Genomic DNA, 25,592 nt, shown 5'->3' with positions numbered 1-25,592 from the left:
CCCGAAGGTCGTCGGTTCAAATCCGGCTCCCGCAACCAAACATCAAAAAAGGCTACTCGAAAGAGTGGCCTTTTTTGTGCATGCCTGTTTTGTGCAGACGGCGCACCATAAGGGCACGCCGCAGCGCCACGGCAAACCAGAAATCGTTCTGATTCCGAAACTTAAGCCTCACCTGCGACCGTTCGCCGCGTTTTTGCGTTTATTTGACCTGGTTCAGGATTAACGGTTGACACCCCGGCGTATCTCTATAGAATGCCGCCACACAGACGCGGGATGGAGCAGTCTGGTAGCTCGTCGGGCTCATAACCCGAAGGTCGTCGGTTCAAATCCGGCTCCCGCAACCAAACATCAAAAAAGGCTACTCGAAAGAGTGGCCTTTTTTGTATCTGTTGAAAAAACCCTTTCGCAACAATGATCTGTCACTGTGTAGTGAGCCGTCCGGGGCCACCGATGCGCTGAGTTCCGACTATGCTCAATCGCAGACTTGGCCCTCTACGACTGATGACGTGCCGTCGCCGAGAGCCGGTGATAGGCGTTAATATTTGTGATTATTTTTTTCTACAGGGATTGGTAACTTGGCTGGATACCCCCATCCTGTCGCGCACAATCCAAGAGGTGATTGATGCGCGCCAACTCGTCTGATTCACAAGACACCGTCACAGCGACACAACCGATCAAGGCGGAGCGCCTGCGCCTGCTCGATCTGGTCAGCAAATACCGTCAGCCCATCGGCTTGGCGGTGACCCTGCTGCTGTTCGCGATCGCGCTGATTGCCTGCCGTCATTTGTTGAGCGAGCTCGATCTGGACGCTCTGCACGACTCGATCCTCGACGTTCCCAAACCCGCATTGCTGGGTGCTCTGGGCGCTACCGTGGTGGGTTTCATCATTTTGCTGGGTTACGAATGGTCGGCCAGTCGCTACGCCGGCGCGAACCTGACGCCGCGAACCCTGGCACTGGGAGGCTTCACCGCATTCGCCATTGGTAATGCCATCGGCCTTTCGATGCTGTCAGGCGGTTCGGTTCGCTACCGCTTATATGCGCGTCACGGTCTGGGGGCCGCCGAGGTCGCCCACATGACCTTGTTCGCCAGCCTCTCGCTTGGGTGCGCCCTGCCACCGCTCGCCGCGCTGGCGACGCTCAGCGACCTGCCAGCGGCCTCCGCTGCACTGGGTCTATCCGAACTCTTGCTGGGTGCCGTCGCCACTGCCGTATTACTACTGTTTTCGGTACTGGCCATCGGCATCTACCGTCGTCGCTTGCCGGAACAACCTTACGCGGACAACCTGATGGTCAAGGTCGGGCGTCGCACCTTGCGCCTGCCGGGGCGTCGCCTGACCTTCCTGCAATTGATCATCACAGCCCTGGACGTTGCCGCCGCCGCCACCGTGCTTTACTTGCTGCTGCCGGAAGCACCGCCCTTCGGCGCCTTTCTGCTGGTCTACCTGCTGGCCCTGGCCGCTGGCGTACTCAGCCACGTACCGGGTGGTGTCGGTGTATTCGAGGCGATTTTGCTGGCCGCGTTTTCCGACAAACTCGGTGCCGCGCCACTGGCCGCCGCCCTGCTGCTGTATCGCCTGATCTACGTCGTACTGCCGATGCTGGTGGCCTGCCTGTTGTTGCTGATCAACGAAGGTCAGCGCGTATTCCAGACGCGCCAGTCCCTGCGGGCGGCATCGGGCCTGGCTGCGCCGATTCTGGCGGTGCTGGTGTTCCTGTCCGGCGTGGTGCTGTTGTTTTCAGGCGCCACGCCGGAAATCGACACCCGACTGGAACACATCGGTTTTCTGATTCCCCATCGGCTGGTCGATGCCTCGCACTTTGGCGCCAGCCTGATCGGCGTGCTTTGCCTGTTGCTGGCCCAGGGCCTGCGTCGTCGACTGTCGGCCGCGTGGATGCTGACCACCATTCTGTTGCTGGTGGGCGCCCTGCTTTCGCTGCTCAAGGGCTTCGACTGGGAAGAAGCCTGCCTGATGACCCTGACCGCAGCTTTGCTGGGGGTTTTCCGGCGTTCGTTCTATCGCCCCAGCCGCCTGACGGAAGTGCCGTTCTCACCACTCTATCTGGTGGCCAGCCTGTGTGTGCTGGGCGCCTCGATGTGGCTGCTGCTGTTTGCCTATCAGGACGTTCCGTACAGCCATCAGCTCTGGTGGCAGTTCACCCTCGACGCCGACGCACCCCGCGGCTTGCGTTCGTTGCTCGGTGCCGCCGTACTGCTGGTTGTGGTGTCCCTGACCTGGCTGCTGCGCACTGCGCGCCCAGTCATCCACCTGCCGACCCCCGATGAACTGGAGCGCGCCAGCAGGATTCTGATGGCCTCGGCGCAACCCGATGGCGGCCTGGCCCTGACCGGCGACAAGGCACTGCTGTTTCACCCCAACGACGAGGCGTTCCTGATGTACGCCCGCCGTGGCCGCAGCCTGGTGGCGCTGTATGACCCGATCGGTCCGGGCCAGCAACGGGCGGAGATGATCTGGCAGTTCCGTGACCTGTGCGACATCCACCACGCCCGCCCCGTGTTCTATCAAGTGCGCGCGGAAAACCTGCCGTACTACATGGACATCGGCCTGACGGCGATCAAACTCGGCGAGGAAGCCCGGGTGGATCTGCATCGCTTCGATCTCGAAGCCAAGGGCAAAGAGATGAAGGACCTGCGCTACACTTGGAACCGTGGCACACGCGACGGTCTGTCGCTGGAGATCTTCGAGCCGGGCCAGGCGCCGATGGATGAGCTGAAGGTGATATCCGATGCCTGGCTGACCGGCAAGAACGTACGCGAGAAAGGCTTCTCCCTTGGCCGCTTCAGCGATGACTACCTCAAGCATTTCCGCATTGCGGTGATTCGTTTCGAAGGACGCCCGGTGGCGTTCGCCAACCTGCTCGAGACCTATAGCCATGACCTGGCCAGCCTCGACCTGATGCGCGCGCACCCGGACGCACCCAAACTGACCATGGAATTCATGATGGTCGGCCTGATTCAGCATTATAAAAATCATGGATATGCACGCTTCAGCCTGGGCATGGTGCCATTGTCGGGGTTACAACCCCGTCGCGGCGCCCCCTTGACCCAGCGCCTGGGCTCGATGGTTTTCCGCCGTGGTGAGCAGCTCTACAACTTCCAAGGCTTGCGCCGCTTCAAAGACAAGTTCCAGCCAGACTGGGAACCCCGTTATATGGCCGTGCCCGCCGGACTCGATCCGCTGGTTGCCCTGGCCGATACTGCTGCCCTGATCGCGGGCGGCTTGACTGGATTGGTGAAACGCTGATGATTCAACGCTCCTTGCGGTACGTCCTGGGCACACTGGTGGTGCTGGCCCTGATTCTCGGTGGTGGCTACTGGTACCTGAAACGCCCGGCACCGGAACCGACCCTCGAACTGTTGACCCCGGCCGACGGCGCGGCGATGACCCGCGTCATCCCCGGAACCACGCCACACGCCCAGGTGCTGGTGGCGGTCACCGAGGAACAGAAACTCAGCGACAAACAATTGATGACCCTGAGCCGCAGCGGCTCAGCGCAGATTGTTCAAGTGATCCTGCCCAAGGACTGCCTGCTGCAAAGCCGCGCCCTGCAGTCGGGCCTGAGAGAACTCAAAGGCCCGGCAACCCTGGTCAGCGGCATAGGCCCCGGCGCAGTACTCGCCTGGCGCTGGTTGTCCGAACAGAAAAACGACAAGGCCCAGGCTGTCTCGGTCGACCTGGCCCTGGAAAAGGGTGGCTGCACGCACTTGTTGCCAAAAAGCGCCTCCCACGGCCACTGGCTGGTGGCGTGGAACGACAACCCGGATGACACCAGTGCCGGCTTCGTGCGCGACCAGCCCAACGCCGAAACCAGCATCAGCGACTACGACATCAACTTGCCGCAAGTGCTGAACAACGAACTGCGCAAGATTCTGGTCGGTGGCGACAAGGCCTCGGGCGGCCTGCAGATTCCTGTGGTTGAAGTGCCGGCTGGCCAGGCCAAGGACACCGTGACCCTGTTCCTGTCCGGAGATGGTGGCTGGCGTGACCTCGACCGCGACGTGGCGGGCGAAATGGCGAAGATCGGCTACCCCGTGGTCGGCATCGATACCCTGCGCTACTACTGGCAGCACAAAAGCCCTGAGCAAAGCGCCCTGGACCTTGCCGAGCTGATGCAGCACTACCGGCAGAAATGGGGCACCAAGCGCTTCATCCTCACCGGCTACTCGTTTGGTGCCGATGTGTTGCCAGCGATCTACAACCGCCTGGCGGAGTCCGAGCAGCAGCGCGTCGACGCGATCATCCTGCTGGCCTTCGCCCGCACCGGCAGCTTCGAGATCGAGGTCGAAGGCTGGCTTGGCAACGCCGGCAAGGAAGCCGCCACCGGCCCGGAAATGGCCAAGCTGCCTGCCGCCAAAGTGGTGTGCATCTACGGTGAAGAAGAAGTCGACGAAAGCGGCTGCACCGACAAGACTGCCGTGGGCGAAGCCATTAAACTGCCTGGCGGTCACCACTTCGACGAGAACTACCCGGCCCTGGCCAAGCGCTTGGTGGACATCATCATAAAACGCCAGGCCAAGGAAGAGACGACGGCGCAGGAATGATGTAAACCGAGCAAGCAAAAAAGCCCCTACCGCTGCATAAGCGTGGGGGCTTTTTCATTTCAGCAGGTACTACTTATCCTGTGTACAAGCGAGCCTGCTCGCTCCCACAGGGTATCCGCGCAAGGTTCATTCAATTGCCAGACAACAAAAAGCCCCCGATACCGAAAGGCACCGGGGGCTTTTGATTCAGGTTTACATCTCGACCTGAGTACCCAGCTCGATCACTCGGTTCAGCGGCAGATTGAAGAAGCGCAGGTTGCCGTTGGCGTTTTTCAACATAAAGGCAAACAGCGCCTCACGCCAGCGGGCCATGCCTTCGATTTTAGAGGCGATGACCGTCTCACGACTGAGGAAGTAGGTCGTGCGCATCGGACTGAAGTCCAGCTCATCCAGATGGCACAGCTTCAGCGCTTGCGGTACGTCCGGCTCGTCAGTGAAACCGAAGTGCAGGATCACGCGGAAGAAACCCTCACCATAGGCGTCGACCTCGAACCGTCGAGATGACGGCACACGCGGGATATCCTCATACACCACCGTGAGCAGCACCACTTGCTCGTGCAGCACCTGGTTATGCAACAGATTGTGCAACAACGCGTGAGGCACGGCGTCCGGCCGAGCCGTGAGGAATACAGCGGTGCCCTGAACACGATGCGGTGGTTGTACGGCGATGCTGCTGATGAAAATCGGCAGCGGCAGGCCGCCCTCGTCCAGACGATCCACCAGCAACTCTTTGCCGCGCTTCCAGGTGGTCATCAGGATAAACAACACGATCCCCGCCAGAACCGGGAAGGCACCACCCTGAATGATTTTTGGCACGTTGGCGGCAAAAAACAGCCCGTCCACCAGCAGAAAGCCCACCAGGATTGGCACCGCCAGCACGGGTGGCCATTTCCACAACAACAGCATCACAGCGGAGACCAGAATACTGGTGATCAGCATGGTTCCGGTGACCGCCACGCCATAGGCCGAGGCCAACGCGCCGGAGGATTCAAAGCCTAGCACCAGCAGGATCACGCCAACCATCAGCGCCCAGTTCACCGCACCAATGTAGATCTGCCCCTGCTCGGCACTGGATGTGTGCTGAATGTGCATGCGCGGGATATACCCCAGTTGAATCGCCTGACGAGTCAACGAGAACGCGCCAGAGATCACTGCTTGCGAAGCAATCACCGTGGCCAGGGTCGCCAGCACCACCAGCGGGATCAACGCCCAGCTCGGCGCCAACAGGTAGAACGGGTTGCGTGCCGCCTCCGGGTTTTCCAGCAGCAAGGCGCCCTGGCCAAAGTAGTTGAGCACCAGCGCCGGCAGCACCAGGGCGAACCAGGCACGGGCGATCGGCTTGCGGCCGAAGTGGCCCATATCAGCGTATAACGCTTCGGCCCCGGTCAAGGCCAGCACCACAGCGCCCAGGATGGCAACACCCATGCCCGGATGCACCATGAAGAACCGCACGCCCCACATCGGGTTCAGCGCGCTAAGGACTTCCGGGTGCTGCACAATACCGTTGGCGCCAAGCACACCCAGCACCACGAACCACAGCACCATGACTGGGCCGAACAGCTTGCCGATTCGGTCTGTACCGTGCTTCTGGATCAGAAACAACGCCACCAGCACGAGCAGTGCCAAGGGCACCACCCAGCGTTCCAGCCCCTCGAACGCCAGCTCCAGCCCCTCCACCGCCGACAGCACGGAAATCGCCGGGGTGATCATACTGTCGCCATAAAACAGCGCCGCGCCGATCAGTCCCAGAATCACCAGCACTGATCGCAGCTTCGGATAGGGCGATGAGGCGCGACGAGCAAGTGCCGTCAGCGCCATGATCCCGCCTTCGCCCTGGTTGTCTGCCCGCAGAATGAACAGCACGTACTTGATCGAAACAACCCAGACCAGCGACCAAAAAATCAGCGCCAGAATCCCAAATACGCCGTCATGATTGACCGGAACTCCATAGTGGCCTGTAAACACCTCTTTGAGGGTGTACAGCGGGCTCGTGCCGATATCGCCATATACCACCCCAACCGCCGCGACCAGCATGCCGATCGGCTTTGCCGCCGAATGCCCGGCGCCCGCAGCCTGACTACTTGCCTGACCCATCCACCACTCCTACTACCCAGACCCGGGCTTCTTTTGAAGAAGCACTATGCTTTGTCGTGCAGCATGCGCTGTTTTACTTCGCGTTACAGACGTTTTGATGACTGTAAAAATTCGGTAAAGCCTAACGGCGCGAAGCATAGCGCAGCACTCGTCGTATTTCCCTGCATAAAGCTGGTCAAGTGCGCTTGCCATCGCTAGAATTGCGCACTTTTTGATCAGAGGCGCGATAAAGCGTCCATCTGTCGCCTTGCCGATCACGGCTGGAGGCGTCACAAAATACCGAGGTTAGACATGTCCACCACTCCTGCGCCGGCCAATCCCAAGGTTGGCTTCGTATCCCTGGGTTGCCCGAAAGCACTGGTCGACTCCGAGCGCATCCTTACCCAGCTGCGCATGGAAGGCTATGACGTCGTGTCCACTTATCAGGATGCGGACGTAGTGGTCGTCAATACCTGCGGCTTCATCGACTCGGCCAAGGCGGAATCCCTGGAAGTGATCGGCGAAGCCATCAAGGAAAACGGCAAGGTCATCGTGACCGGTTGCATGGGCGTCGAAGAAGGCAATATCCGCAACGTGCACCCGAGCGTGCTGGCCGTGACAGGCCCGCAGCAGTACGAGCAAGTGGTCAACGCCGTGCATGACGTCGTGCCTCCGAGACAGGATCACAACCCGCTGATCGACCTGGTGCCGCCTCAAGGGATCAAACTGACCCCGCGCCACTACGCCTACCTGAAGATTTCCGAAGGTTGCAACCACAGCTGCAGCTTCTGCATCATCCCGTCGATGCGCGGCAAACTGGTCAGCCGTCCAGTGGGTGATGTGCTCGACGAGGCCCAGCGCCTGGTCAAATCCGGCGTCAAGGAGCTGCTGGTGATCTCCCAGGACACCAGCGCCTACGGCGTCGATGTGAAATATCGCACCGGCTTCTGGAACGGCGCGCCGGTAAAAACCCGCATGACCGAACTCTGCGAAGCTCTCAGCACCCTGGGCGTCTGGGTTCGCCTGCACTACGTTTACCCGTACCCGCACGTTGACGAGTTGATCCCGCTGATGGCGGCCGGCAAGATCCTGCCGTACCTGGACATCCCGTTCCAGCACGCCAGCCCGAAAGTCCTCAAGGCAATGAAACGCCCGGCGTTCGAAGACAAAACCCTGGCACGCATCAAGAACTGGCGCGAGATCTGCCCGGACCTGATCATCCGTTCGACCTTCATCGTCGGCTTCCCCGGCGAAACCGAAGAAGACTTCCAATACCTGCTGAACTGGCTGACCGAAGCGCAACTCGACCGCGTCGGCTGCTTCCAGTACTCGCCGGTCGAAGGCGCTCCAGCCAACGATCTGGATCTGGAAGTCGTCCCGGACGAGGTCAAACAGGATCGCTGGGAGCGCTTCATGGCGCACCAGCAGGCGATCAGCTCGGCGCGCCTGCAACTGCGCATCGGCCGTGAAATCGAAGTGCTGGTCGATGAGGTCGATGAGGTCGACGAGCAAGGCGCAGTCGGCCGTTGCTTCTTCGATGCCCCGGAAATTGATGGCAACGTGTTCATCGACAACGGCAGCAACCTGAAGCCGGGCGACAAGGTCTGGTGCAAAGTGACCGACGCCGACGAATATGACCTGTGGGCTGAACAGATCTAAGCACCAAAAATACGAAAAGCCCCGCTCTCTTGACGAGATGCGGGGCTTTTTTACGGCTATCGTTTTATGAAGAACGGATTTCTCTTCCCTCACAACCGGTTGAAAAAAGAAGGAGCAGTCGGGCATGCGCCAACATTCGGTCATCCATACGCCGAAACTGAGCGACTACGAAGAACTGACACGGGTTTGGGAGGCTTCGGTACGGGCCACCCATGACTTTCTGCCAGAGAGCTACATCGAATTGCTGAAAAACCTGGTGCTGACCCGCTACCTCGATGCGGTCATGCTGATCTGCACCAAAGACCCACGCCAGCGCATTACCGGATTCGCCGGGGTCGCGGCAGGCAAGATCGAAATGCTTTTCATCGACCCCGCACACCGCGGCCAGGGCTTGGGCAAGCAGTTGCTGCGCTACGCCATGGAGCACCTGAATGCCGATGAACTGGACGTCAACGAACAGAACCCGCAAGCCCTCGGTTTTTACTTTAAACAGGGCTTCGAAGTCATTGGACGTTCTGAAGTCGACGGCATGGGGCAGCCGTATCCGCTGTTGCATATGCGGATGCGCCAAAACCAGCAGCGCTCACGACTTGGCTGACACCACACGGAACGACAAGCCAGCACCTACAAAAAGCCCCTGCGGCAAAATGGTTCCGGGATTAACCGGCGCCAGGCAGGTACAATGCCCACCCCTTTTTTGTTACGGCCTTGTCATGACTGACCCGATTCGACTCTCCAAACGCCTCATCGAACTCGTCGGCTGCTCCCGTCGGGAGGCTGAGCTGTTCATCGAGGGCGGCTGGGTCACCGTCGACGGCGAAGTCATCGATGAACCGCAATTCAAGGTTGGCGACCAGAAAGTCGAACTCGACAAGGATGCCAAGGCTAGCGCGCCGGAGCCGGTGACCCTTCTGCTCAACGTGCCTGCCGGCATGGATGCGCAAACCGCCATGGCGACCATTAGCGCCGAAACCCTGAGCGAGGAGCACCGCTACGGCAAACGCCCGCTCAAGGGTCACTTCCTGCGCCTGACCGCCAGCACCGACCTGCAAGCCAATGCCAGCGGCTTGCTGGTGTTCACCCAGGACTGGAAGATCCTGCGCAAACTCACCGCCGACGCGAGCAAGATCGAGCAGGAATACGTGGTCGAGGTCGAGGGCGACATGGTTGAGCACGGCCTCAATCGCTTGCAGCACGGCCTGACCTACAAGGGCAAGGAGCTGCCACCGGTGAAGGCCAGTTGGCAGAACGAAAACCGCCTGCGGTTCGCCATGAAGAACCCGCAACCGGGCGTGATCGCCCTGTTCTGCCAGGCTGTCGGCCTGAAGGTCGTGGCCATCCGCCGCATCCGTATCGGCGGCGTTTCCATCGGCAAAGTGCCCCTGGGGCAATGGCGCTACCTGACCGGCAAAGAGAAGTTCTAAGACGCTCGCGCCGCCACACATTTCGGCGTTGCTGTTTTCTGCGACGCCCATAGCTGAATTATCAGGATTGCTCACATGATTCATAACGACGTATTGCGCAGCGTGCGCTACATGCTCGACATCAGCGACAAGAAAGTCATCGAGATCATCAAGCTCGGCGGCATGGACGTGGCCCTCGCCGACCTGGTGAGCTACCTCGACAAGAAAGAGGAAGACGAAGAAGGCTTCGTACGCTGCCCGGACGAAGTCATGGCGCATTTCCTCGACGGCCTGGTGATCTTCAAGCGCGGCAAGGACGAAAGCCGACCACCGCAGCCAATCGAAGTGCCAGTGACCAACAACATCATCCTGAAAAAGCTGCGCGTGGCCTTCGAACTGAAAGAAGACGACATGCACGCGATTCTCAAGGCCGCCGAGTTCCCGGTGTCCAAACCTGAGTTGAGCGCCCTGTTCCGCAAGTTCGGCCACACCAACTATCGCCCGTGCGGCGACCAGTTGCTGCGCAATTTCCTTAAGGGGCTCACTCTTCGAGTGAGAGCCTGAAGCAGCTGCAAGCTACAAGCCGCAAGCGGACAGGGCCCGGCTTGTAGCTTGTAGCTTGTAGCTTGTAGCCGGGCCGTATACCCCCCCATTCCGCACAAAAATAGTGGCTCCGCGTCCAGCGGCTGACGACTAGGGTGTTAAGACCTTCAGTTCTCAGGAATCGCCATGCACCCCTACTTTTCCCTGCAAGGCCGCACCGCACTGGTGACCGGCGGCACTCGCGGTATCGGCAAAATGATCGCCAAGGCCTATGTCGAGGCGGGCGCTACCGTTTACGTCTGCGCCCGAGATGCCGAAGCCTGCCTGCAAACGGCTGATGAGCTCGGCGCACTTGGCCGCTGTCACGCCGTCGCCGCCAACCTGGCCACGGAAGAAGGCGTGCAGCAACTGGCCGCACGCTTGAGGGAGCAGATCGGCCACCTCGATATCCTGGTGAACAACGCAGGTACGACCTGGGGGGCGCCACTGGAGAGTTACCCGGTCAAGGGCTGGGAAAAGGTCATGCAGCTCAATGTGACGTCGGTGTTCAATTGCATCCAGCAATTTCTGCCACTGTTGCGCAAGGCCGGCTCACCGGCGAATCCGGCCCGGATCATCAACATCGGTTCGGTTGCAGGAATTTCGTCCTTCGGTGAACAAGCCTATGCCTACGGACCGAGCAAGGCGGCCCTGCATCAACTGTCACGCATTCTGGCGCGGGAGCTGGTGAGCCAGCACATCAACGTCAACGTGATCGCACCGGGACGTTTTCCGAGCAAGATGACCCGACACATCGGCAACGATGAGCAGGCATTGGCCGAAGATACCGCGTTGATTCCAATGAAGCGCTGGGGCCGGGAGGAAGAGATGGCGGCGCTGGCGATCAGTCTGGCGAGTACGGCGGGGGCTTACATGACCGGCAACATCATTCCGCTGGATGGGGGGTTCAGTCTCTGAAATTTGCGGTGTGGCCATCGCGGGCAAACCACGCTCCCACAGGGTTCTTGAGCGAACACACAATACGCGCCCACTCCAAAAACAGGGAGAGCGTGGCTTGCCCGCGATAGCAGACTCACAGTCTGCACCGATGCACGGGTTGATCGGGTTATCATTCCCGCCCCCATTCCGCGTCGATCCCACACCATGACCTACAGCGTTTCTCCCATCGGCTTCGTGCGTTCCTGCTTCAAGGAGAAGTTCGCCATACCGCGCCAGCCGCAACTGGCCCCGGCCGCACGCGGCGTGCTGGAACTGGTGGCGCCATTCGATCAGGGCGATGCGGTGCAGGGTTTGGAGCAGGTCAGCCACGTCTGGCTGCTGTTCCTGTTTCATCAAGCCCTGGAAGATAAACCACGGCTGAAGGTCCGCCCGCCACGCCTCGGCGGCAACAAATCCATGGGCGTGTTCGCCACCCGCGCGACCCACCGACCCAACGGCATTGGCCAGTCCGTGGTCAAACTGGACAAGGTCGAAGCCAATCGCTTGTGGATATCCGGCATAGACCTGCTGGATGGCACGCCGATTCTCGACATCAAGCCCTACGTGCCTTATGCCGACGTTATCGAGAGCGCCACCAACACCATCGCCAGCGCCGCGCCACAGCTGATTCCCGTGCAATGGACGGACACCGCCCTGCAACAGGCCCATGGGCACGCTCAGCGCCTTCAGGAGCCCCTGGTCGAGCTGATCGAACAGTGCCTGGCGCAAGACCCTCGCCCGGCCTATCAGACGCCGGTACCGGAACGGGAGTACGGCGCGCAGTTCTGGGACCTGGACGTGCGTTGGCATTACCCGACACCGGAGCTGATCCGCGTGCTGGAAGTCATTCCTGCAAAGGGCTGAATGCCGGAAACGAAAAAGCCCGCATGACCTTACCAGGTCATGCGGGCTTTTCAGATACGCTGCAAAACTACTGTAGGCGCGAGCCTACAGGTGACCTACGGTCACTTCTCGACGAACGCACGCTCGATCAGGTAGTCACCCGGTTCGCGCATCCGCGGCGACACTTTCAGGCCGAAGCTGTTCAGCACTTCACTGGTCTCGTCGAGCATGCTCGGGCTGCCGCACAGCATGGCGCGGTCGTCCTGCGGGTTGATTGGCGGCAGACCGATGTCGCGGAACAGCTTGCCACTGCGCATCAGGTCGGTCAGGCGGCCTTCGTTCTCGAACGGCTCGCGGGTCACGGTCGGGTAGTAGATCAACTTCTCACGCAGCGCTTCACCGAAGAACTCGTTCTGCGGCAAGTGCTCGGTGATGAATTCGCGGTAGGCGACTTCGTTGACGTAACGTACGCCGTGGCACAGGATCACTTTTTCGAAGCGCTCGTAGGTTTCCGGATCCTGGATGACGCTCATGAACGGCGCCAGACCGGTACCGGTGCTGAGCAGGTACAGGTGTTTGCCAGGCTTCAAGTCATCCAGCACCAGCGTGCCGGTAGGCTTCTTGCTGATGATGATCTCGTCGCCTTCCTTCAGATGCTGCAACTGAGAAGTCAGCGGACCATCAGGTACCTTGATGCTGAAGAACTCGAGATGCTCTTCCCAGTTCGGGCTGGCAATCGAGTATGCGCGCATAAGCGGGCGGCCATTGGGCTGTTGCAGGCCGATCATCACGAACTGACCGTTCTCGAAGCGCAGGCCCGGGTCGCGGGTGCACTTGAAGCTGAACAGAGTGTCGTTCCAGTGGTGAACACTGAGGACACGCTCGTGGTTCATGTTGCTCATGTACGTGGGACTCCTGGAGATTTGTCTGCGCCCTGCCCTGCGAAAAAGAGTTGGCTTCGCGCAATTGCATCGCATTCTAAAGGCAGCGACAATATCTGTTAAATGGATTATTAAGATAAGGGTTATCGGTTATATCGATATGCGATTTACTCTCCGTCAACTTCAAGTATTTGTCGCCGTCGCCCAACAGGAAAGCGTGTCCCGCGCTGCGGGCCTGCTCAATCTCTCGCAATCGGCGGCGAGTACCTCGATCACCGAGCTTGAGCGCCAATGCAGCTGCCAGCTGTTCGATCGCGCCGGCAAACGGCTGAGCCTCAATGCCCTTGGCAAGCAGCTGCTGCCGCAAGCCGTTGCCCTATTGGATCAGGCCAAGGAAATCGAAGACCTGCTCAACGGCAAGTCCGGCTTCGGCTCTCTGGCGGTGGGCGCGACCCTCACCATCGGCAATTACCTGGCCACTTTGCTGATCGGCAGCTTCATGCAACGCCACCCGGAAAGCCAGGTAAAGCTACACGTACAGAACACTGCCAATATTGTGCAACAAGTGGCCCACTACGAAATTGACCTGGGTCTAATCGAAGGCGACTGCAGCCATCCGGACATCGAAGTGCAAAGCTGGGTCGAGGATGAGCTGGTGGTGTTTTGCGCACCGCAGCATCCTTTGGCCAAGCGCGGCACGGCGACCATGGATGAGTTGAGTCACGAAGCCTGGATTCTGCGCGAACAAGGCTCGGGCACGCGATTGACCTTCGATCAGGCGATGCGTCATCACCGAAGTTCGCTCAACATCCGTCTTGAGCTGGAACACACCGAAGCGATAAAACGCGCAGTGGAGTCTGGCCTGGGGATTGGTTGCATCTCGCGACTGGCGCTACGGGACGCATTCCGGCGCGGCAGCCTGGTGCCGGTGGAGACACCGGATCTGGACCTGGCGAGGCAGTTTTATTTCATCTGGCACAAACAGAAATACCAGACGTCGGCGATGCGTGAGTTTCTCGATCTCTGCCGCGCCTTCACCGCCGGGGTTCAGCGCAGCGACGAGATCGTGCTGCCGACAATCGCTTAAAGCAGAATCACGGCCCACACCAGCGCGATCATGCTCAACGCCACCAATTGCGCGGCACTGCCCATGTCTTTGGCGTTTTTCGACAACGGGTGCAATTCAAGGGAGATGCGGTCGATGGCCGCTTCCACTGCCGAATTGAGCAACTCGACTATCAAGGCCAGCAGGCAGACCGCAATCAGCAATGCCTGCTCGACACGGCTGACATTCAGGAAGAACGACAGCGGGATCAGGATGACGTTAAGCAACACCAACTGGCGAAAAGCGGCTTCGCCGGTGAAAGCGGCGCGCAGGCCGTCAAGGGAATAGCCGGAGGCGTTGAGGATGCGTTTCAGGCCGGTCTGGCCTTTGAAAGGTGACATAGAGTATGCAACTGACCAAAAAAGAGGTGGGAAAGCTAGATTAGCCAAAGTCAAAAAAGCGTGAAGACGCTGTTTCTTAATGGCTCGGAATTGACTCAAGTTGTTGCAGAAGCAACGCGGCCTGGGTTCGGGTCCGGACATTCAGTTTACGGAAAATCGCGGTCACGTGGGCTTTGATGGTCGCCTCGGAAACGCTCAGTTCGTAAGCGATCTGCTTGTTCAGCAGTCCTTCACAGACCATGGTCAACACGCGAAACTGCTGCGGTGTCAGGCTCGCAAGGCCTTCACTGGCCGCTTTAGCCTCTTCGGAAACACTGACGGCTTCGAACGCTTGCGGTGGCCAGTAAACATCGCCATCGAGGACCGCCCGTACGGCTTTCTGGATCACGCCCAGGTCGCTGGACTTGGGAATGAAGCCACTGGCGCCAAATTCACGGGACTTGACCATGATCGTAGCCTCTTCCTGGGCCGAGACCATGACCACAGGAATCTGCGGATACTGACCGCGCAACAGCACCAACCCGGAAAAACCGTATGCCCCCGGCATGTTCAGATCCAGCAGTACAAGATCCCAATCGGCCTTTTCGGTCAGACGGGTTTCCAGCTCCGCAATGCTCGCTACTTCGACAAGACGGACATCCGGGCCAAGACCCAGAGTCAACGCTTGGTGCAAGGCGGAACGAAAAAGCGGGTGGTCATCGGCTATCAGGATTTCGTATGTGGCCATTTTTCAAATCATCCTGTTCTTCAAACAGCTCAAGGTGCAGCCACGGAGCTGCACCAAAGGGCACGCTAAACGCCAGTCACGTGGATCTCACGTGAAAAAATGGCGTATCAAACCTTGGCCGCGCCCCAATCGGCGCCAAGCATGCCCAGCGTAGCCGGGGTGGTCAAGGTGCATGGCCCGGACAGTTCTTTGCAGTATGGGCGACAATTAGCTCATTGAGGCGGCGTTACCCTGCACGAATGGCATCAACTCAGCGTGCGCCGCTGTTTCAACGTTCATTTCAAGCTGCCGCTTGGCATCGAGGTAATGCTGGCTGAAGACGTCGAAATAAGCGTCCAGCGCCGACGCCGCCTGCGCGTCGCCGGCAAGATCGAGGCACAAGACTGCCACTTCCGCAGTGCACAGATGCTCACTGCGTGTAGAGCGACGCAACTGATAGCGGGAGAGTTTTTCCGGCAGCAGGCTGAGGATCGGCAATGCGTCGAAGTAGGGGCTTTTACGAAAAATCTTGCGGGCTTCGGTCCAAGTCGCGTCGAGCAATATGAACAGCGGCCGCTTGGTGCTATCAGGCGTCACACCATGGGTCACCCGCTCAGGCGCGACGTATTCGCCCGGGAACACCAGGTAAGGTTGCCATTGCGGGTCGGATAGCAATGCCAGCAGCTTTGGGTCGACCTCGGTGCGCGACCAGATAAACGCGTGATTGTCCCGCACCACATCGGCGATAAGCCAGCCGGTATTACTCGGCTTGAACACTTCCTTGTTGGTCATGATCAGGCACACGCCGGAGCGGGTTTCGACCTGCGGGCGCCAGGCACACAGGCAATGGCTCTCGATCACACGACAATCGCGGCAACGGGTTGCCCGCCACCCACGGGCCTGAATCGGCTTGATGCCTTCCTCTTCACGTTGATCGCGCAGCCGGGCTACGGCGTTGGGAGCATGGCTCATCGAAGGCAACGCCGACAAAATGGGGAAATTGACACGAACAACTCTCGGCAGGGCAATAAAGGCCGACAGTTTAACAGAGCGCCGAGCGCAAACCTGTACCGTCCCGACCACCTCCCCTATAATTCGCCACCACTGAACGCACAGTCATGTGACTGGTCGAAGCACTCAGTCACTGAATCAGGAGAGTTTCATGCTGCGCCTTATCGTTCCCACCGCTGCCATTCTGCTGGCGTCGTCATTCAGCGCCCAGGCTGCATCCTTGAGTGAACAGAATCTGAACAAAGAGCTGCAAAACGTCGCCGCGCAAAGCAGTGTTGGTACTCCGCGAGCAATCAATGAAGACATTCTTGATCAGGGCTATACCGTCGAAGGAACGACATTGATCAACCACCTGAGCGTGCAAAGCAGCCACGCCACCAAGATGCGCGCCGATCCAAAAGCCGTGTATTTCCAACTCGGTGCCTCGGTATGCAACAACCCGTCATACCGCAAGCTGATGGCCAAAGGCGCAACCATGCGTTACGACTTCACCGAAGTGAAGTCCAACCGTTCGGTCGGCTCGGCCAGCTACCGGGAATCGGATTGCCCGAAAGCACCTCAGAAGAAAAAGTAATCAGTGGGACTTGGCGCGCCGCTGTTCATCTTCGGCGCGCAGCTCCGCCAGTAACGCCTGCAGGTAACGAGAGTGCGGCTCTGCTCCCTCAAGCCGTCGACAACACTCCTCCTCGAGACTCAAATGATGGGTCTCGGCTGACGACTTCAGCAATCGATACAAATTCGTATCGATCTCTATTTCCAGAATGACTCTGGCCATGGCTCCCGCCTCCTTGCTCCTCGCTCTTGTTGAGCGACAAATCCTTAAACCGCTCGTACGGTGCGCCCTGCCCTTGACGCCAAGTTGTTGTGATACACCTGTCATTCAGTTAATCAGAATGCAGCCCCCCGGGCGCGCCTTCAGACGAGTGGTGAAACCACCTTGTAAATCGTCAATAAGCGGTTGCCAGGAAAGACTTTGCGGCGCAATGATCAAAACAGCACAAATCATCGCGAGGGTCTAGATTTCAGGTTAGCCACGTTCAATTTTTCAGGGCTGGAAAGGAGCCGTCCGTTACGTACCAAGCTTTGCGAATGTTTCTTTCACCCAAGGAAAAAACAGAGCCTGTATGGATGATCCGCCAACCATTCGGGTCAAGTGGGTCGCCCAGGCATGGGTCCGGGCAGACAGCGACACACGAGGTGTCGTGGCATTGACGAATGCGTTGTCGATGTCGAGGGCTCTGTGCAGAAGGAGAAGTTGAATGCCTTACCAACCGAATGACCTCTTGAGCCGTCATTTTGAAGAAAACGGCCACGACCTCATCAGCAAGGTCGAAGAACAACTCAACCTGGTTTCACCCAACAGCCCGAACATCCCGATCTATCGCGACATGATCCTGACCGTGCTGCGCATGGCCCAGGAAGACCACAACCGCTGGAATGCCAAGATCACCCTTCAAACCCTGCGCGAACTGGAGCAGGCCTTCCGAGTACTGGAGCAGTTCAAGGGACGGCGTAAAGTCACGGTTTTCGGTTCGGCTCGCACCCCTGTTGAACATCCGCTGTACGGAATGGCCCGTGAACTCGGCGCCGCTCTGGCCCGCTCAGACCTGATGGTTATCACTGGCGCCGGTGGCGGTATCATGGCCGCGGCCCATGAAGGGGCTGGCCTCACGCACAGCCTGGGCTTCAACATCACCCTGCCCTTCGAACAACACGCCAACCCGACCGTTAGCGGCACTACCAATCTGCTACCCTTCCACTTTTTCTTCACGCGCAAACTGTTCTTTGTCAAGGAAGCCGACGCGCTGGTGCTATGCCCCGGTGGCTTCGGCACGCTGGATGAAGCACTGGAAGTACTGACACTGATCCAGACCGGAAAAACGCCATTGGTACCGGTCGTATTGCTGGATGCCCCGGGCGGCAAATTCTGGCAGGTCGCGTTGGACTTCATTCATCAGCAATTGGTGGAGAACCGCTACATCCTGCCCACCGACATGAAACTGGTGAAATTGGTCTACTGCGTCGATGAAGCGGTGGAGCACATCAACCAGTTCTACAGCAACTTCCACTCCAGCCGCTGGCTCAAGCGTCAATTCCTGATTCGCATGAACCACACACTCAGTGACCCGGCGCTCGAACACATGCAGGTGGCATTTGCCGACCTGTGCCTCAGCGACCACTTCCATCAACATGTCTACGGCGGCGAAGAACACGACGAAGCACAGTTCAGCCACTTGGCGCGATTGGCCTTCAATTTCAACGCCCGTGATCATGGCCGGCTGCGAGAACTGGTGGACTACATCAATCTGCCGGAAAACTGGGCGCAGCCCCAACCTCAGGCGCAACAGCACACTCGTGAGCCATCAAAGGTTACGTGAGGCATAAAAAACGGCCCGCTATCGAAATAGCGAGCCGTTTTAGTTAATCGTCCATCCCTCGGCCACTGAACAAGCGGCCGATCATTTCCATGGAGAAGCCCCGATACGCCAGGAACCTGCCTTGTTTGGCACGTTCCCGGTTGTCTATCGGTAGATGCCCGGAGAACTTGCGCTGCCAGGTGTCAGCCAACCGCTCTTGCCAGTCTATCCCGCTTTCGCGCAAGGCGAGTTCAATGTCACTGCGCTGCAGGCCCCGCTGGTTTAGCTCTTCACGAATACGCAGAGGGCCATAACCGGAACGGGCACGATAGGCAACGAAGCTTTCAAGGTATCGAGATTCGGACAACAAGCCCTCTTCCGTCAATCGGTCGAGTGCTGTCTCGATCATTTCGGGGAGAGCGCCGCGCTGACGCAGCTTACGCGTCAGCTCGACCCGACCGTGCTCACGACGTGCGAGCAGGTCCATGGCAGTTCGCCGCACCGCGACGAGGGTATCGAGTACGGCAGTCATCGGTTCTTATCAGATGTCAGCGTCAGCCAGGTCGTCTTCAGTCTCTTTGACTGGCGAAGCTTTGACGTCCGGCGCTGGCGTCAGCAGTTTGTCGCGCAGTTGTTTTTCAAGGGTCGCTGCAATTTCCGGGTTATCCGCCAGGAACTTGGCCGAGTTGGCTTTGCCCTGACCGATCTTGGTGCCGTTGTAGGCATACCAGGCACCGGATTTTTCAACGAAACCGTGCAGAACACCCAAGTCGATCATCTCGCCATTGAGGTAGATACCTTTGCCATAAAGAATCTGGAACTCGGCCTGACGGAACGGCGAAGCCACCTTGTTCTTCACAACCTTGACGCGGGTCTCGCTACCGACGACTTCATCACCTTCTTTCACCGCGCCAGTACGACGGATATCCAGACGAACCGAAGCGTAGAACTTCAGCGCGTTACCACCGGTGGTGGTTTCCGGGCTGCCGAACATCACGCCGATTTTCATACGGATCTGGTTGATGAAGATCACCAGGCAGTTGGCGTTCTTGATGTTACCGGTGATCTTACGCAGCGCCTGGGACATCAGACGGGCTTGCAGGCCAACGTGCATGTCGCCCATTTCGCCTTCGATTTCAGCCTTTGGCACCAGCGCCGCCACGGAGTCGACGATGATCACGTCAACCGCGTTGGAACGCACCAGCATGTCGGTGATTTCCAGGGCTTGCTCGCCGGTGTCCGGCTGGGAAACCAGCAGGTCGTCAACGTTGACACCCAGCTTGCCGGCGTATTCAGGATCGAGAGCGTGCTCAGCATCGACGAATGCACAAGTCGCGCCGGCTCTTTGAGCCTGGGCGATGACGGACAAGGTCAGAGTGGTTTTACCGGAAGATTCAGGACCGTAGATTTCAACAATACGGCCTTTTGGCAGACCGCCAATGCCCAGTGCGATGTCCAGACCCAGAGAGCCAGTGGAAATGGATGGGATCGCCTGACGGTCCTGATCGCCCATACGCATTACGGCACCCTTGCCGAATTGACGTTCGATCTGACCCAGGGCCGCAGCCAAGGCTTTCTTCTTGTTGTCGTCCATTAAAGTCCTCACGTAATCAATAAGGCCTGACGGCCAACACCTGTATAAGTAGACAGTATTATTCCACAGCGTTCGAGGATCGCCTACCCCTGATTTGAGATTTCTCCGGCGGCATGTCGCAGCAGCCCCTCTAGCGCGGCCTTCACCGTTTGTCGGCGAACTTCGTCGCGATTACCCGGGAAGTGCTGTAACTCACTGAACACCTGCTCGCCGACGCCCCAGGCCAGCCATACGGTGCCGACCGGCTTACTTGGCGAACCGCCGTCCGGGCCGGCGACGCCGCTGACTGCCACGGCAAAACGCGCATGGCTTTTTTCCTGCGCGCCGCGGACCATGGCTTCGACGACCTCTCGACTGACCGCCCCCACCGTTGAAAACAACTCGGCAGGGACATTCAACTGCTGGGTCTTCTGACGGTTGGAGTAAGTGACGTAACCCGCCTCGAACCATGCCGAACTGCCCGGAATCCGGGTTATCGCCTCGGAAATTCCGCCGCCCGTACAGGACTCTGCTGCGGTGACATGGGCGTTGAGAACCTGCAAGCGTCTACCGAGCTCGGCGGCCAGCTGTGTGATTTCTTTCACAGTCATCTCCTGATCAGGCGGAATGAGGCCTACCGTACACGAGCGGATCACGCTTGCAAGTTACAGGATCGATCAAAATGTTAGCGCGCGAGCGCTCTGATATAAGCCTGACACGCCTGCAAGGCAATCCGTCCGCGGTCGCTGGCATGGACGTCACGATCACATCGCGACTGACAAAGCACTTCCTGTTTATTTATCGACGGGATTCGTTATTGGTCGGGCCGAGAGTCTCGGGGTGGCATTTCACAAACGCCGATCCGCTTGGCCACCCACCGTTCATATAGACCGATCGCCACGTCCGCCCCGGCCATCGCAGTGAGGCCACCGAAGGCGCCTGCGACCCAGATCGACAGGCCGGCGGCATATAACAGCATGATTGCCGATACCCCGCCGACCATGCAGGCCCCGGAGCGCAGGGCCAGCCGCCGCAGCAACGCCCAACCACGGGCGCCATCCTTGTCGGCGCGCCACATCTCACCGGACAGCCCACCCACCAACGCAAGGACGACGACCAACCAGATCGGAATGTCCAGCAACGCTGGCGGCTCAATGGTCATGTCATGCCTCCTGGAGTAATCGATGGGGTGTAAGTGCGCTTAACCATGTCCGTTGCCGAGTCTTACATCACGCAGGCAGAAAACTTCGTTGGAACCGATTAACAGACTGGGTTGAGATAGAATTTATGCGTCAATGCATATAATGTCAATGTTAAAGTGCATGCTAACTGCACATAAATGCACAAACGCATTATCACTCATGCAAACAAGGGCGCTCGCACTTTGGGCGCAGGTGAAAAAAAACCGCCTGATGGCGGGTTTTATCTGACAGCGACGAGAGGTTATCGGGCGTACATGCCCCACCAGAAGACGTGACCGAGGATGACGATTTGCTCGTCCTGCATTTCCTGGAAGCTGTAGTCCTCGTCCGGGTGTTCATCGCGATTGAAACTGCGCAGGCGAATTCCGGTAGGCAGGCGATAAAGCTGTTTCACCCGCAGTTGACCGTTGTGGTTGATGGCGTAGAGGTCGCCATCAACGATGTCGCCAATCCCGCACTTGCCGGCGTTAACCCCAACCGTGGCACCGTCGCGCAGTACCGGCAGCATGCTGTTACCACGCACGGTCACGCATTTGGCCTGGTCGAACTGCACACCGTTATGGCGCAAGCTGCGCTTGCCAAAGCGTAGGCTGGCGCGTTCGCTCTCTTCGATGACGAATCTTCCCGATCCCGCCGCCAATTCAACCTCGCGAAGAAAGGGGACCGACACCTCGTCGTCATCGACAGGGGTATCGTCGTCCCACAGACTTATATCCTTGAGTTCAGCATGCGATCGACCGCGCCCGGCATTGGCTGTCGGCGTGATGTCCACGCGACCACGCAACTGATCGGTGCTCACGGCGAAGTACTCGGCGATCTTCGAGATGTGTTTATCCGATGGGTCGACGATCTTCTCGCTGAGAATCCGCGAGAGCGTGGATTGGGGCACGCCAGTGCGACGGTGAAGCTCCGTGGGGGAGATTCCGTGCTGGTCGAGCAGTGCTCTTAAGACGGTAGAAACGTTGCGTTTTTGCATACTGTGCATAGTGCTTGTTCTTTGCATGGAAAACAAATGCTGATTTGCATGCCTCATGCATAGATCAGCAGAAGCAAGCCGCGTGGCGTTCGTGCCTGCGTCCGGCGGACCGCCCATGTTAATCTTGCGCCCATTGCGGAAAAGCCGGGCCGACGCCCACCTTTGCCCCACACCTTTCAATGAGTTTTCCGATTCCCGATGAATAAAGCCCTGTCCGACCTGTCCTCCCACACGCCGATTGTGTTGGAGTACTAACGCAAAAAAGCCCTACAGCCCCACAAATAAAGGGCCGTAGGGCTTTCTTGACATATAGAGGTTATTGTTCATTTGGCATGAAATGGCATTGATTGGCATACGATTTGCCCCATTTTTGCCCCATGGCATTCCATTCGATACCTCTCAGGGCACCAAAATTTGAGAAGGATTTTAGACGATGATGGTAGATATTTATGAGAGCAATGAAAGCCTCACAATCGAGGAATACCTGCTACGAATACCGGACGCGCTTCAACGAGAAAGAACAAAAGCAATATTGTACAACTCATTGAAAGTTTTGAGCTCGCTCAATAACTCCTTCGGAAAAAACAAAGACCTTCCAGAAATCAGAATCATAACCAGTGCCACTGCAAATGCAGAAGCGATAAGTTATGTAATACGTATAAATTCAGGCCTTATTGATCACTGCCTTTCTACAGCACATGCAGACATCGAAACTATATTTGGCCGACCGCTTCCCTACTCCCTCAATTCAGATAAAATTGCAACAGTATCTCTATCATGGATTCTGGCGCACGAATGGACACATATCCTTAGATGCCATGATGACGTCATTAAAGAACTGGGGAGTGATCCGAACACATTGCAAGCACTGGAACACGACGCGGATTACTGTGCAATCGCCGCAGCCTATAGGAGGCTTCAGTTGCAGCACTCATTTGAGCTGAGTGACTTGGAGATCAGAGAACTTCTTCTTTATTGTTTATTCTGGACCGTAAGAACTCTTACCTCCATGAGCAATACGCACGAGGGCATTGGACAAAGACTCCAAAACTTTATTATTAAGATCACTACACTATCTGAACAGCCAGGCGGAGCACCAGATAACGAACTCAAAACACCAAAGTCTCACGAGATCGCTAAAGCCTTAATCAATTTATTCGCAAAATGTGAAAAACATTTTCAAGCCGTCAACACGTCAGAGCAATTCAAATCCAACTTACTTAAAGAAGCTTTAGATCGATTTAGTGATAAAAGCTACCTCAACACCACCCTTGGCTGGGAAAAAATCAGCTCGGTAGTGGAGCGGCTTTCGCAAACAAGAGCCACGAATAAATAGTAGATCGAGATCTACCTACTGCTCTTAGACCCCGATTATATTGGGGTTCGAGGTAGTGACGCTGGGAACAAGAGATCCCTAACCGTAATAACTGATCAAAACAAGCCCCCTAACGCCTCAGGTTTCCAGTTCATGATCACCAACTCACCACTGATCTCGGCTTTCCCTTGCCGCTGATTGGTGTTGCTGTAACGAATATCCAGCGTCTCGAAATGAAAGCCATCAAACACTCGGCGGATATCCGGGTGATCGTTGATGCTGACCATCACCTTGCCCTTGCAGCGGCGCATAAAGTCAGCCATCCGCTCATAGTTCTCGAACGGAAAGTCCACACCGTAACCGGCGGTCTGCCAGTACGGCGGGTCCATGTAATGGAATGTGTGCGCACGGTCGTAGCGTTCGGCGCAGTCAAGCCAGGGGAGGTTTTCGACGTAGGTGCCGGACAGACGCTGCCAGGCGGCTGAGAGGTTTTCCTCGATCCGCAGCAGGTTGATGGCCGGGCCAGTGGTCGCGGTACCGAATGTCTGCCCGGTGACCTTGCCCGCGAAGGCATGGTGCTGCAGGTAGAAAAATCGAGCGGCGCGCTGGATGTCGGTGAGGGTTTCGGGGCGGGTCATTTTCTGCCACTCGAACACCTGGCGCGAGCTCAGCGCCCATTTGAATTGGCGCACGAACTCTTCGAGGTGGTTTTGCACGACGCGGTACAGCGTGACCAGGTCGCCGTTGATGTCGTTGAGGACTTCAACCGGCGCTGCCTGGGGGCGCATGAAGTAGAGCGCGGCACCGCCGGCAAAGACTTCAACGTAGCATTCGTGTGGCGGAAAAAGCGGAATGAGGCGGTCGGCTAGGCGGCGTTTGCCGCCCATCCAAGGGATGATAGGTGTGGACATAAAAAGCAAGACCTTTACTGTATGGATAAACAGGTGCTAGGCTCGCCGCGCTTTGTGCACGAAGCGAGAGCCTTGGCTGGACTTGCAGGGACGTTCTGCAGGGACGGCGACCGGGCTAGATGTTGACGCATCTATACCGGTCGCTCTTTTTTCACTTCAGTGTTGAGGCTTCGGATGGCGGATGGAACGACCCAGCAGCTCGTCGCCTTTTCCTCGCCCGATGGTCGCGCCTAAACCACTGTATATAAAAACAGCATCAGAAAGGCACGAACGTGGACCCTCACGAAATCGAAGACACTAGCGACTGGCTGGGTAGTCCGACGAGACTCGAAACCGTCAAGCATTACGCGAGCATGCTCGAGGAAGACATCCAGGATCTAAACCGTCAGTTGCAGACGGCCAAGGACAATATTTCCACTCTGGTAGAAATGAACGACCAACTGAAGGCTGAGCTCCAGAAGAATCGGACATGGATGGCCAACCTTGAAGCGGAAACCACTGAGCAGCTGGCAGAAATTCAAAGCCTGTCGATGGTCCGCGACCAGAACGATAAGCTGCGCAGAGAGCTTGAAGCAGCCAATGGCGGTATTGGTGTCGAAGTAACCATCAGGTCAGGCCCTCAATTTCAAGTTGGCAATCGGAAACATTCGGGCCTGAATAGACCAGATCGAAAGATGTGAAAAAGCCGTAAAGGATGGATGCTTCGTAAGTTTCTTCGCCGACCCAGACCACAGGTTTGGCACGAACTTCAGTCAGCAACCGCTTGATTTTCGCAACCCGGGCGGTCTCAACAGAGACAGGGAATTTGGCAGTGTCGGAGAACGCCCTTTCGGTCACGCTCCAGCCGCCGAACGCATCGCGTTCCTTGATGCTGTAGTCGTCGATTCCGACACCGGTGCCGTATAGCGCTGTGCCAATGTCGGCTGTTTTACCGACTACCAGCGCCCCTACTCCGGCCGTGCCGCTGCTGGTGACGGTCACCGTGAGGCTGGCCGTTCCATAAGCGGGCAAGTCCAACACCACCAGACTGGTGCGAAATTCGATCTCCTCGAAAAACCAGTCGTACCAGTTGTCGACGGCACCATCGATTAGGCTGTAGTGACGAGTCGCCACGACCCCTTCGATCGGGTCAGGCCAACCGCGCCCTGCACT

Annotated in this window: 27 protein-coding genes and 1 tRNA gene; 15 read left to right on the top strand and 13 right to left on the bottom strand. The window is 57.9% G+C overall.

The features are described 5' to 3' along the window. The 4 genes from AC1Q6D_RS11485 to AC1Q6D_RS11470 all read left to right on the top strand — a co-directional run. Positions 1–223 (top strand): hypothetical protein (locus tag AC1Q6D_RS11485; RefSeq protein WP_492618466.1); only part of this gene is annotated, 223 nt, incomplete at its 5' end. A gap of 44 nt (positions 224–267) precedes the next feature. After that, a tRNA-Met gene (locus AC1Q6D_RS11480) sits at positions 268–344 on the top strand. A gap of 278 nt (positions 345–622) precedes the next feature. Then, the gene (gene mprF / locus AC1Q6D_RS11475) at positions 623–3,265 is read left to right on the top strand and encodes a bifunctional lysylphosphatidylglycerol flippase/synthetase MprF (RefSeq protein WP_103403575.1); all 2,643 of its coding nucleotides are present in this window, start codon (positions 623–625) and stop codon (positions 3,263–3,265) included. Beyond that, complete coding sequence (locus tag AC1Q6D_RS11470) at positions 3,265–4,563, top strand: virulence factor family protein (RefSeq protein WP_103403576.1); 1,299 nt, start codon at positions 3,265–3,267, stop codon at positions 4,561–4,563. The genes mprF and AC1Q6D_RS11470 overlap by 1 nt, the downstream gene beginning before the upstream one ends. 192 nt (positions 4,564–4,755) lie before the next feature. Here AC1Q6D_RS11470 and AC1Q6D_RS11465 read toward each other — a convergent pair whose 3' ends face one another. Then, the gene (locus AC1Q6D_RS11465) at positions 4,756–6,657 is read right to left on the bottom strand and encodes a potassium transporter Kup (protein ID WP_103403577.1); all 1,902 of its coding nucleotides are present in this window, start codon (positions 6,655–6,657) and stop codon (positions 4,756–4,758) included. A gap of 291 nt (positions 6,658–6,948) precedes the next feature. On the opposite strand from AC1Q6D_RS11465, the gene rimO reads away from it, so the two are divergent. From rimO to tsaA, 6 genes are all read left to right on the top strand, one after another. After that, positions 6,949–8,295 (top strand): 30S ribosomal protein S12 methylthiotransferase RimO, encoded by a 1,347-nt coding sequence (gene rimO / locus AC1Q6D_RS11460; protein WP_103403579.1) that lies wholly within the window; start codon positions 6,949–6,951, stop codon positions 8,293–8,295. 124 nt (positions 8,296–8,419) lie between these two features. Further along, positions 8,420–8,893: a GNAT family N-acetyltransferase gene (locus AC1Q6D_RS11455; RefSeq protein ID WP_047526378.1), complete on the top strand. Its 474-nt coding sequence runs from the start codon at positions 8,420–8,422 to the stop codon at positions 8,891–8,893. Between the two features lie 115 nt (positions 8,894–9,008). Then, on the top strand, positions 9,009–9,719 hold the full coding sequence (locus AC1Q6D_RS11450) for an rRNA pseudouridine synthase (protein WP_090467468.1): 711 nt from the start codon (positions 9,009–9,011) through the stop codon (positions 9,717–9,719). A gap of 75 nt (positions 9,720–9,794) precedes the next feature. Next, on the top strand, positions 9,795–10,262 hold the full coding sequence (locus AC1Q6D_RS11445) for a YehS family protein (protein WP_047526374.1): 468 nt from the start codon (positions 9,795–9,797) through the stop codon (positions 10,260–10,262). A gap of 165 nt (positions 10,263–10,427) precedes the next feature. Then, positions 10,428–11,198, top strand: coding sequence for an SDR family oxidoreductase (locus tag AC1Q6D_RS11440; RefSeq protein WP_103403580.1), 771 nt, complete (start codon positions 10,428–10,430; stop codon positions 11,196–11,198). A 186-nt stretch (positions 11,199–11,384) separates the two neighbouring features. Then, the gene (gene tsaA, locus AC1Q6D_RS11435; RefSeq protein ID WP_103403581.1) at positions 11,385–12,083 is read left to right on the top strand and encodes a tRNA (N6-threonylcarbamoyladenosine(37)-N6)-methyltransferase TrmO; all 699 of its coding nucleotides are present in this window, start codon (positions 11,385–11,387) and stop codon (positions 12,081–12,083) included. Between the two features lie 101 nt (positions 12,084–12,184). On the opposite strand, the gene fpr is transcribed toward tsaA, so the two are convergent. Continuing rightward, positions 12,185–12,964 (bottom strand): ferredoxin-NADP reductase, encoded by a 780-nt coding sequence (fpr, locus tag AC1Q6D_RS11430; RefSeq protein ID WP_047526369.1) that lies wholly within the window; start codon positions 12,962–12,964, stop codon positions 12,185–12,187. Between the two features lie 139 nt (positions 12,965–13,103). Between fpr and AC1Q6D_RS11425 the strand changes: the two genes are divergently transcribed. Beyond that, complete coding sequence (locus AC1Q6D_RS11425; RefSeq protein ID WP_033047456.1) at positions 13,104–14,030, top strand: LysR family transcriptional regulator; 927 nt, start codon at positions 13,104–13,106, stop codon at positions 14,028–14,030. Here the strand turns inward: AC1Q6D_RS11425 and AC1Q6D_RS11420 are convergent. From AC1Q6D_RS11420 to AC1Q6D_RS11410, 3 genes are all read right to left on the bottom strand, one after another. Then, entirely contained in the window at positions 14,027–14,389 is a 363-nt protein-coding gene (locus AC1Q6D_RS11420; RefSeq protein ID WP_008153979.1) for a diacylglycerol kinase, read from the bottom strand. The genes AC1Q6D_RS11425 and AC1Q6D_RS11420 overlap by 4 nt on opposite strands. Before the next feature lie 76 nt (positions 14,390–14,465). After that, entirely contained in the window at positions 14,466–15,116 is a 651-nt protein-coding gene (erdR, locus tag AC1Q6D_RS11415) for a response regulator transcription factor ErdR (protein ID WP_103403582.1), read from the bottom strand. 207 nt (positions 15,117–15,323) lie between these two features. After that, complete coding sequence (locus AC1Q6D_RS11410) at positions 15,324–16,067, bottom strand: tRNA-uridine aminocarboxypropyltransferase (protein ID WP_103403583.1); 744 nt, start codon at positions 16,065–16,067, stop codon at positions 15,324–15,326. Positions 16,068–16,257: 190 nt separating this feature from the next. On the opposite strand from AC1Q6D_RS11410, the gene AC1Q6D_RS11405 reads away from it, so the two are divergent. Continuing rightward, positions 16,258–16,680, top strand: a complete 423-nt coding sequence (locus AC1Q6D_RS11405; RefSeq protein WP_103403584.1) for a PA3611 family quorum-sensing-regulated virulence factor — start codon at positions 16,258–16,260, stop codon at positions 16,678–16,680. Here the strand turns inward: AC1Q6D_RS11405 and AC1Q6D_RS11400 are convergent, their stop codons facing one another. Then, a complete protein-coding gene (locus AC1Q6D_RS11400) occupies positions 16,681–16,881 on the bottom strand; it encodes a hypothetical protein (RefSeq protein ID WP_047526361.1) in 201 nt (66 codons plus the stop codon). A gap of 484 nt (positions 16,882–17,365) precedes the next feature. Between AC1Q6D_RS11400 and AC1Q6D_RS11395 the strand changes: the two genes are divergently transcribed. Then, positions 17,366–18,484 (top strand): LOG family protein, encoded by a 1,119-nt coding sequence (locus AC1Q6D_RS11395; protein WP_103403585.1) that lies wholly within the window; start codon positions 17,366–17,368, stop codon positions 18,482–18,484. A 43-nt stretch (positions 18,485–18,527) separates the two neighbouring features. Here the strand turns inward: AC1Q6D_RS11395 and recX are convergent, their stop codons facing one another. The 5 genes from recX to AC1Q6D_RS11370 all read right to left on the bottom strand — a co-directional run bounded on the left by recX (position 18,528) and on the right by AC1Q6D_RS11370 (position 22,214). Further along, a complete protein-coding gene (gene recX, locus AC1Q6D_RS11390) occupies positions 18,528–18,995 on the bottom strand; it encodes a recombination regulator RecX (RefSeq protein WP_090467460.1) in 468 nt (155 codons plus the stop codon). Positions 18,996–19,004: 9 nt separating this feature from the next. After that, on the bottom strand, positions 19,005–20,057 hold the full coding sequence (gene recA / locus AC1Q6D_RS11385) for a recombinase RecA (protein ID WP_103403586.1): 1,053 nt from the start codon (positions 20,055–20,057) through the stop codon (positions 19,005–19,007). 83 nt (positions 20,058–20,140) lie between these two features. After that, entirely contained in the window at positions 20,141–20,641 is a 501-nt protein-coding gene (locus AC1Q6D_RS11380) for a CinA family protein (protein ID WP_103403587.1), read from the bottom strand. Between the two features lie 209 nt (positions 20,642–20,850). After that, positions 20,851–21,198, bottom strand: a complete 348-nt coding sequence (locus AC1Q6D_RS11375) for a phage holin family protein (protein ID WP_103403588.1) — start codon at positions 21,196–21,198, stop codon at positions 20,851–20,853. A gap of 281 nt (positions 21,199–21,479) precedes the next feature. Beyond that, the gene (locus AC1Q6D_RS11370) at positions 21,480–22,214 is read right to left on the bottom strand and encodes a LexA family transcriptional regulator (RefSeq protein WP_103403665.1); all 735 of its coding nucleotides are present in this window, start codon (positions 22,212–22,214) and stop codon (positions 21,480–21,482) included. Positions 22,215–22,647: 433 nt separating this feature from the next. Here AC1Q6D_RS11370 and AC1Q6D_RS11365 point away from each other — a divergent pair, with 433 nt between their 5' ends. Beyond that, the gene (locus AC1Q6D_RS11365) at positions 22,648–23,550 is read left to right on the top strand and encodes a phage exclusion protein Lit family protein (protein WP_103403589.1); all 903 of its coding nucleotides are present in this window, start codon (positions 22,648–22,650) and stop codon (positions 23,548–23,550) included. 95 nt (positions 23,551–23,645) lie between these two features. Here AC1Q6D_RS11365 and AC1Q6D_RS11360 read toward each other — a convergent pair whose 3' ends face one another. Next, entirely contained in the window at positions 23,646–24,440 is a 795-nt protein-coding gene (locus AC1Q6D_RS11360; protein WP_103403590.1) for a DNA adenine methylase, read from the bottom strand. A 272-nt stretch (positions 24,441–24,712) separates the two neighbouring features. On the opposite strand from AC1Q6D_RS11360, the gene AC1Q6D_RS11355 reads away from it, so the two are divergent. Further along, entirely contained in the window at positions 24,713–25,120 is a 408-nt protein-coding gene (locus tag AC1Q6D_RS11355; protein WP_256590154.1) for a hypothetical protein, read from the top strand. On the opposite strand, the gene AC1Q6D_RS11350 is transcribed toward AC1Q6D_RS11355, so the two are convergent. Further along, entirely contained in the window at positions 25,047–25,553 is a 507-nt protein-coding gene (locus tag AC1Q6D_RS11350; RefSeq protein WP_146041456.1) for a hypothetical protein, read from the bottom strand. The genes AC1Q6D_RS11355 and AC1Q6D_RS11350 overlap by 74 nt on opposite strands. Positions 25,554–25,592: the final 39 nt, after the last annotated feature.

This window comes from Pseudomonas sp. MT92 (assembly GCF_058792515.1).
This window is presented reverse-complemented; position numbering and strand designations above follow the sequence as displayed.

Excerpts from the sequence above, each read along its gene's own strand:
- mprF (WP_103403575.1), top strand. The coding sequence starts at position 623 with ATGCGCGCCAACTCGTCTGATTCACAAGACACCGTCACAGCGACACAA.
- AC1Q6D_RS11470 (WP_103403576.1), top strand. The coding sequence starts at position 3,265 with ATGATTCAACGCTCCTTGCGGTACGTCCTGGGCACACTGGTGGTGCTG.
- AC1Q6D_RS11465 (WP_103403577.1), bottom strand. The coding sequence starts at position 6,657 with ATGGGTCAGGCAAGTAGTCAGGCTGCGGGCGCCGGGCATTCGGCGGCA.
- rimO (WP_103403579.1), top strand. The coding sequence starts at position 6,949 with ATGTCCACCACTCCTGCGCCGGCCAATCCCAAGGTTGGCTTCGTATCC.
- AC1Q6D_RS11455 (WP_047526378.1), top strand. The coding sequence starts at position 8,420 with ATGCGCCAACATTCGGTCATCCATACGCCGAAACTGAGCGACTACGAA.
- AC1Q6D_RS11450 (WP_090467468.1), top strand. The coding sequence starts at position 9,009 with ATGACTGACCCGATTCGACTCTCCAAACGCCTCATCGAACTCGTCGGC.
- AC1Q6D_RS11445 (WP_047526374.1), top strand. The coding sequence starts at position 9,795 with ATGATTCATAACGACGTATTGCGCAGCGTGCGCTACATGCTCGACATC.
- AC1Q6D_RS11440 (WP_103403580.1), top strand. The coding sequence starts at position 10,428 with ATGCACCCCTACTTTTCCCTGCAAGGCCGCACCGCACTGGTGACCGGC.
- tsaA (WP_103403581.1), top strand. The coding sequence starts at position 11,385 with ATGACCTACAGCGTTTCTCCCATCGGCTTCGTGCGTTCCTGCTTCAAG.
- fpr (WP_047526369.1), bottom strand. The coding sequence starts at position 12,964 with ATGAGCAACATGAACCACGAGCGTGTCCTCAGTGTTCACCACTGGAAC.
- AC1Q6D_RS11425 (WP_033047456.1), top strand. The coding sequence starts at position 13,104 with ATGCGATTTACTCTCCGTCAACTTCAAGTATTTGTCGCCGTCGCCCAA.
- AC1Q6D_RS11420 (WP_008153979.1), bottom strand. The coding sequence starts at position 14,389 with ATGTCACCTTTCAAAGGCCAGACCGGCCTGAAACGCATCCTCAACGCC.
- erdR (WP_103403582.1), bottom strand. The coding sequence starts at position 15,116 with ATGGCCACATACGAAATCCTGATAGCCGATGACCACCCGCTTTTTCGT.
- AC1Q6D_RS11410 (WP_103403583.1), bottom strand. The coding sequence starts at position 16,067 with ATGAGCCATGCTCCCAACGCCGTAGCCCGGCTGCGCGATCAACGTGAA.
- AC1Q6D_RS11405 (WP_103403584.1), top strand. The coding sequence starts at position 16,258 with ATGCTGCGCCTTATCGTTCCCACCGCTGCCATTCTGCTGGCGTCGTCA.
- AC1Q6D_RS11400 (WP_047526361.1), bottom strand. The coding sequence starts at position 16,881 with ATGGCCAGAGTCATTCTGGAAATAGAGATCGATACGAATTTGTATCGA.
- AC1Q6D_RS11395 (WP_103403585.1), top strand. The coding sequence starts at position 17,366 with ATGCCTTACCAACCGAATGACCTCTTGAGCCGTCATTTTGAAGAAAAC.
- recX (WP_090467460.1), bottom strand. The coding sequence starts at position 18,995 with ATGACTGCCGTACTCGATACCCTCGTCGCGGTGCGGCGAACTGCCATG.
- recA (WP_103403586.1), bottom strand. The coding sequence starts at position 20,057 with ATGGACGACAACAAGAAGAAAGCCTTGGCTGCGGCCCTGGGTCAGATC.
- AC1Q6D_RS11375 (WP_103403588.1), bottom strand. The coding sequence starts at position 21,198 with ATGACCATTGAGCCGCCAGCGTTGCTGGACATTCCGATCTGGTTGGTC.
- AC1Q6D_RS11370 (WP_103403665.1), bottom strand. The coding sequence starts at position 22,214 with ATGCAAAAACGCAACGTTTCTACCGTCTTAAGAGCACTGCTCGACCAG.
- AC1Q6D_RS11365 (WP_103403589.1), top strand. The coding sequence starts at position 22,648 with ATGATGGTAGATATTTATGAGAGCAATGAAAGCCTCACAATCGAGGAA.
- AC1Q6D_RS11360 (WP_103403590.1), bottom strand. The coding sequence starts at position 24,440 with ATGTCCACACCTATCATCCCTTGGATGGGCGGCAAACGCCGCCTAGCC.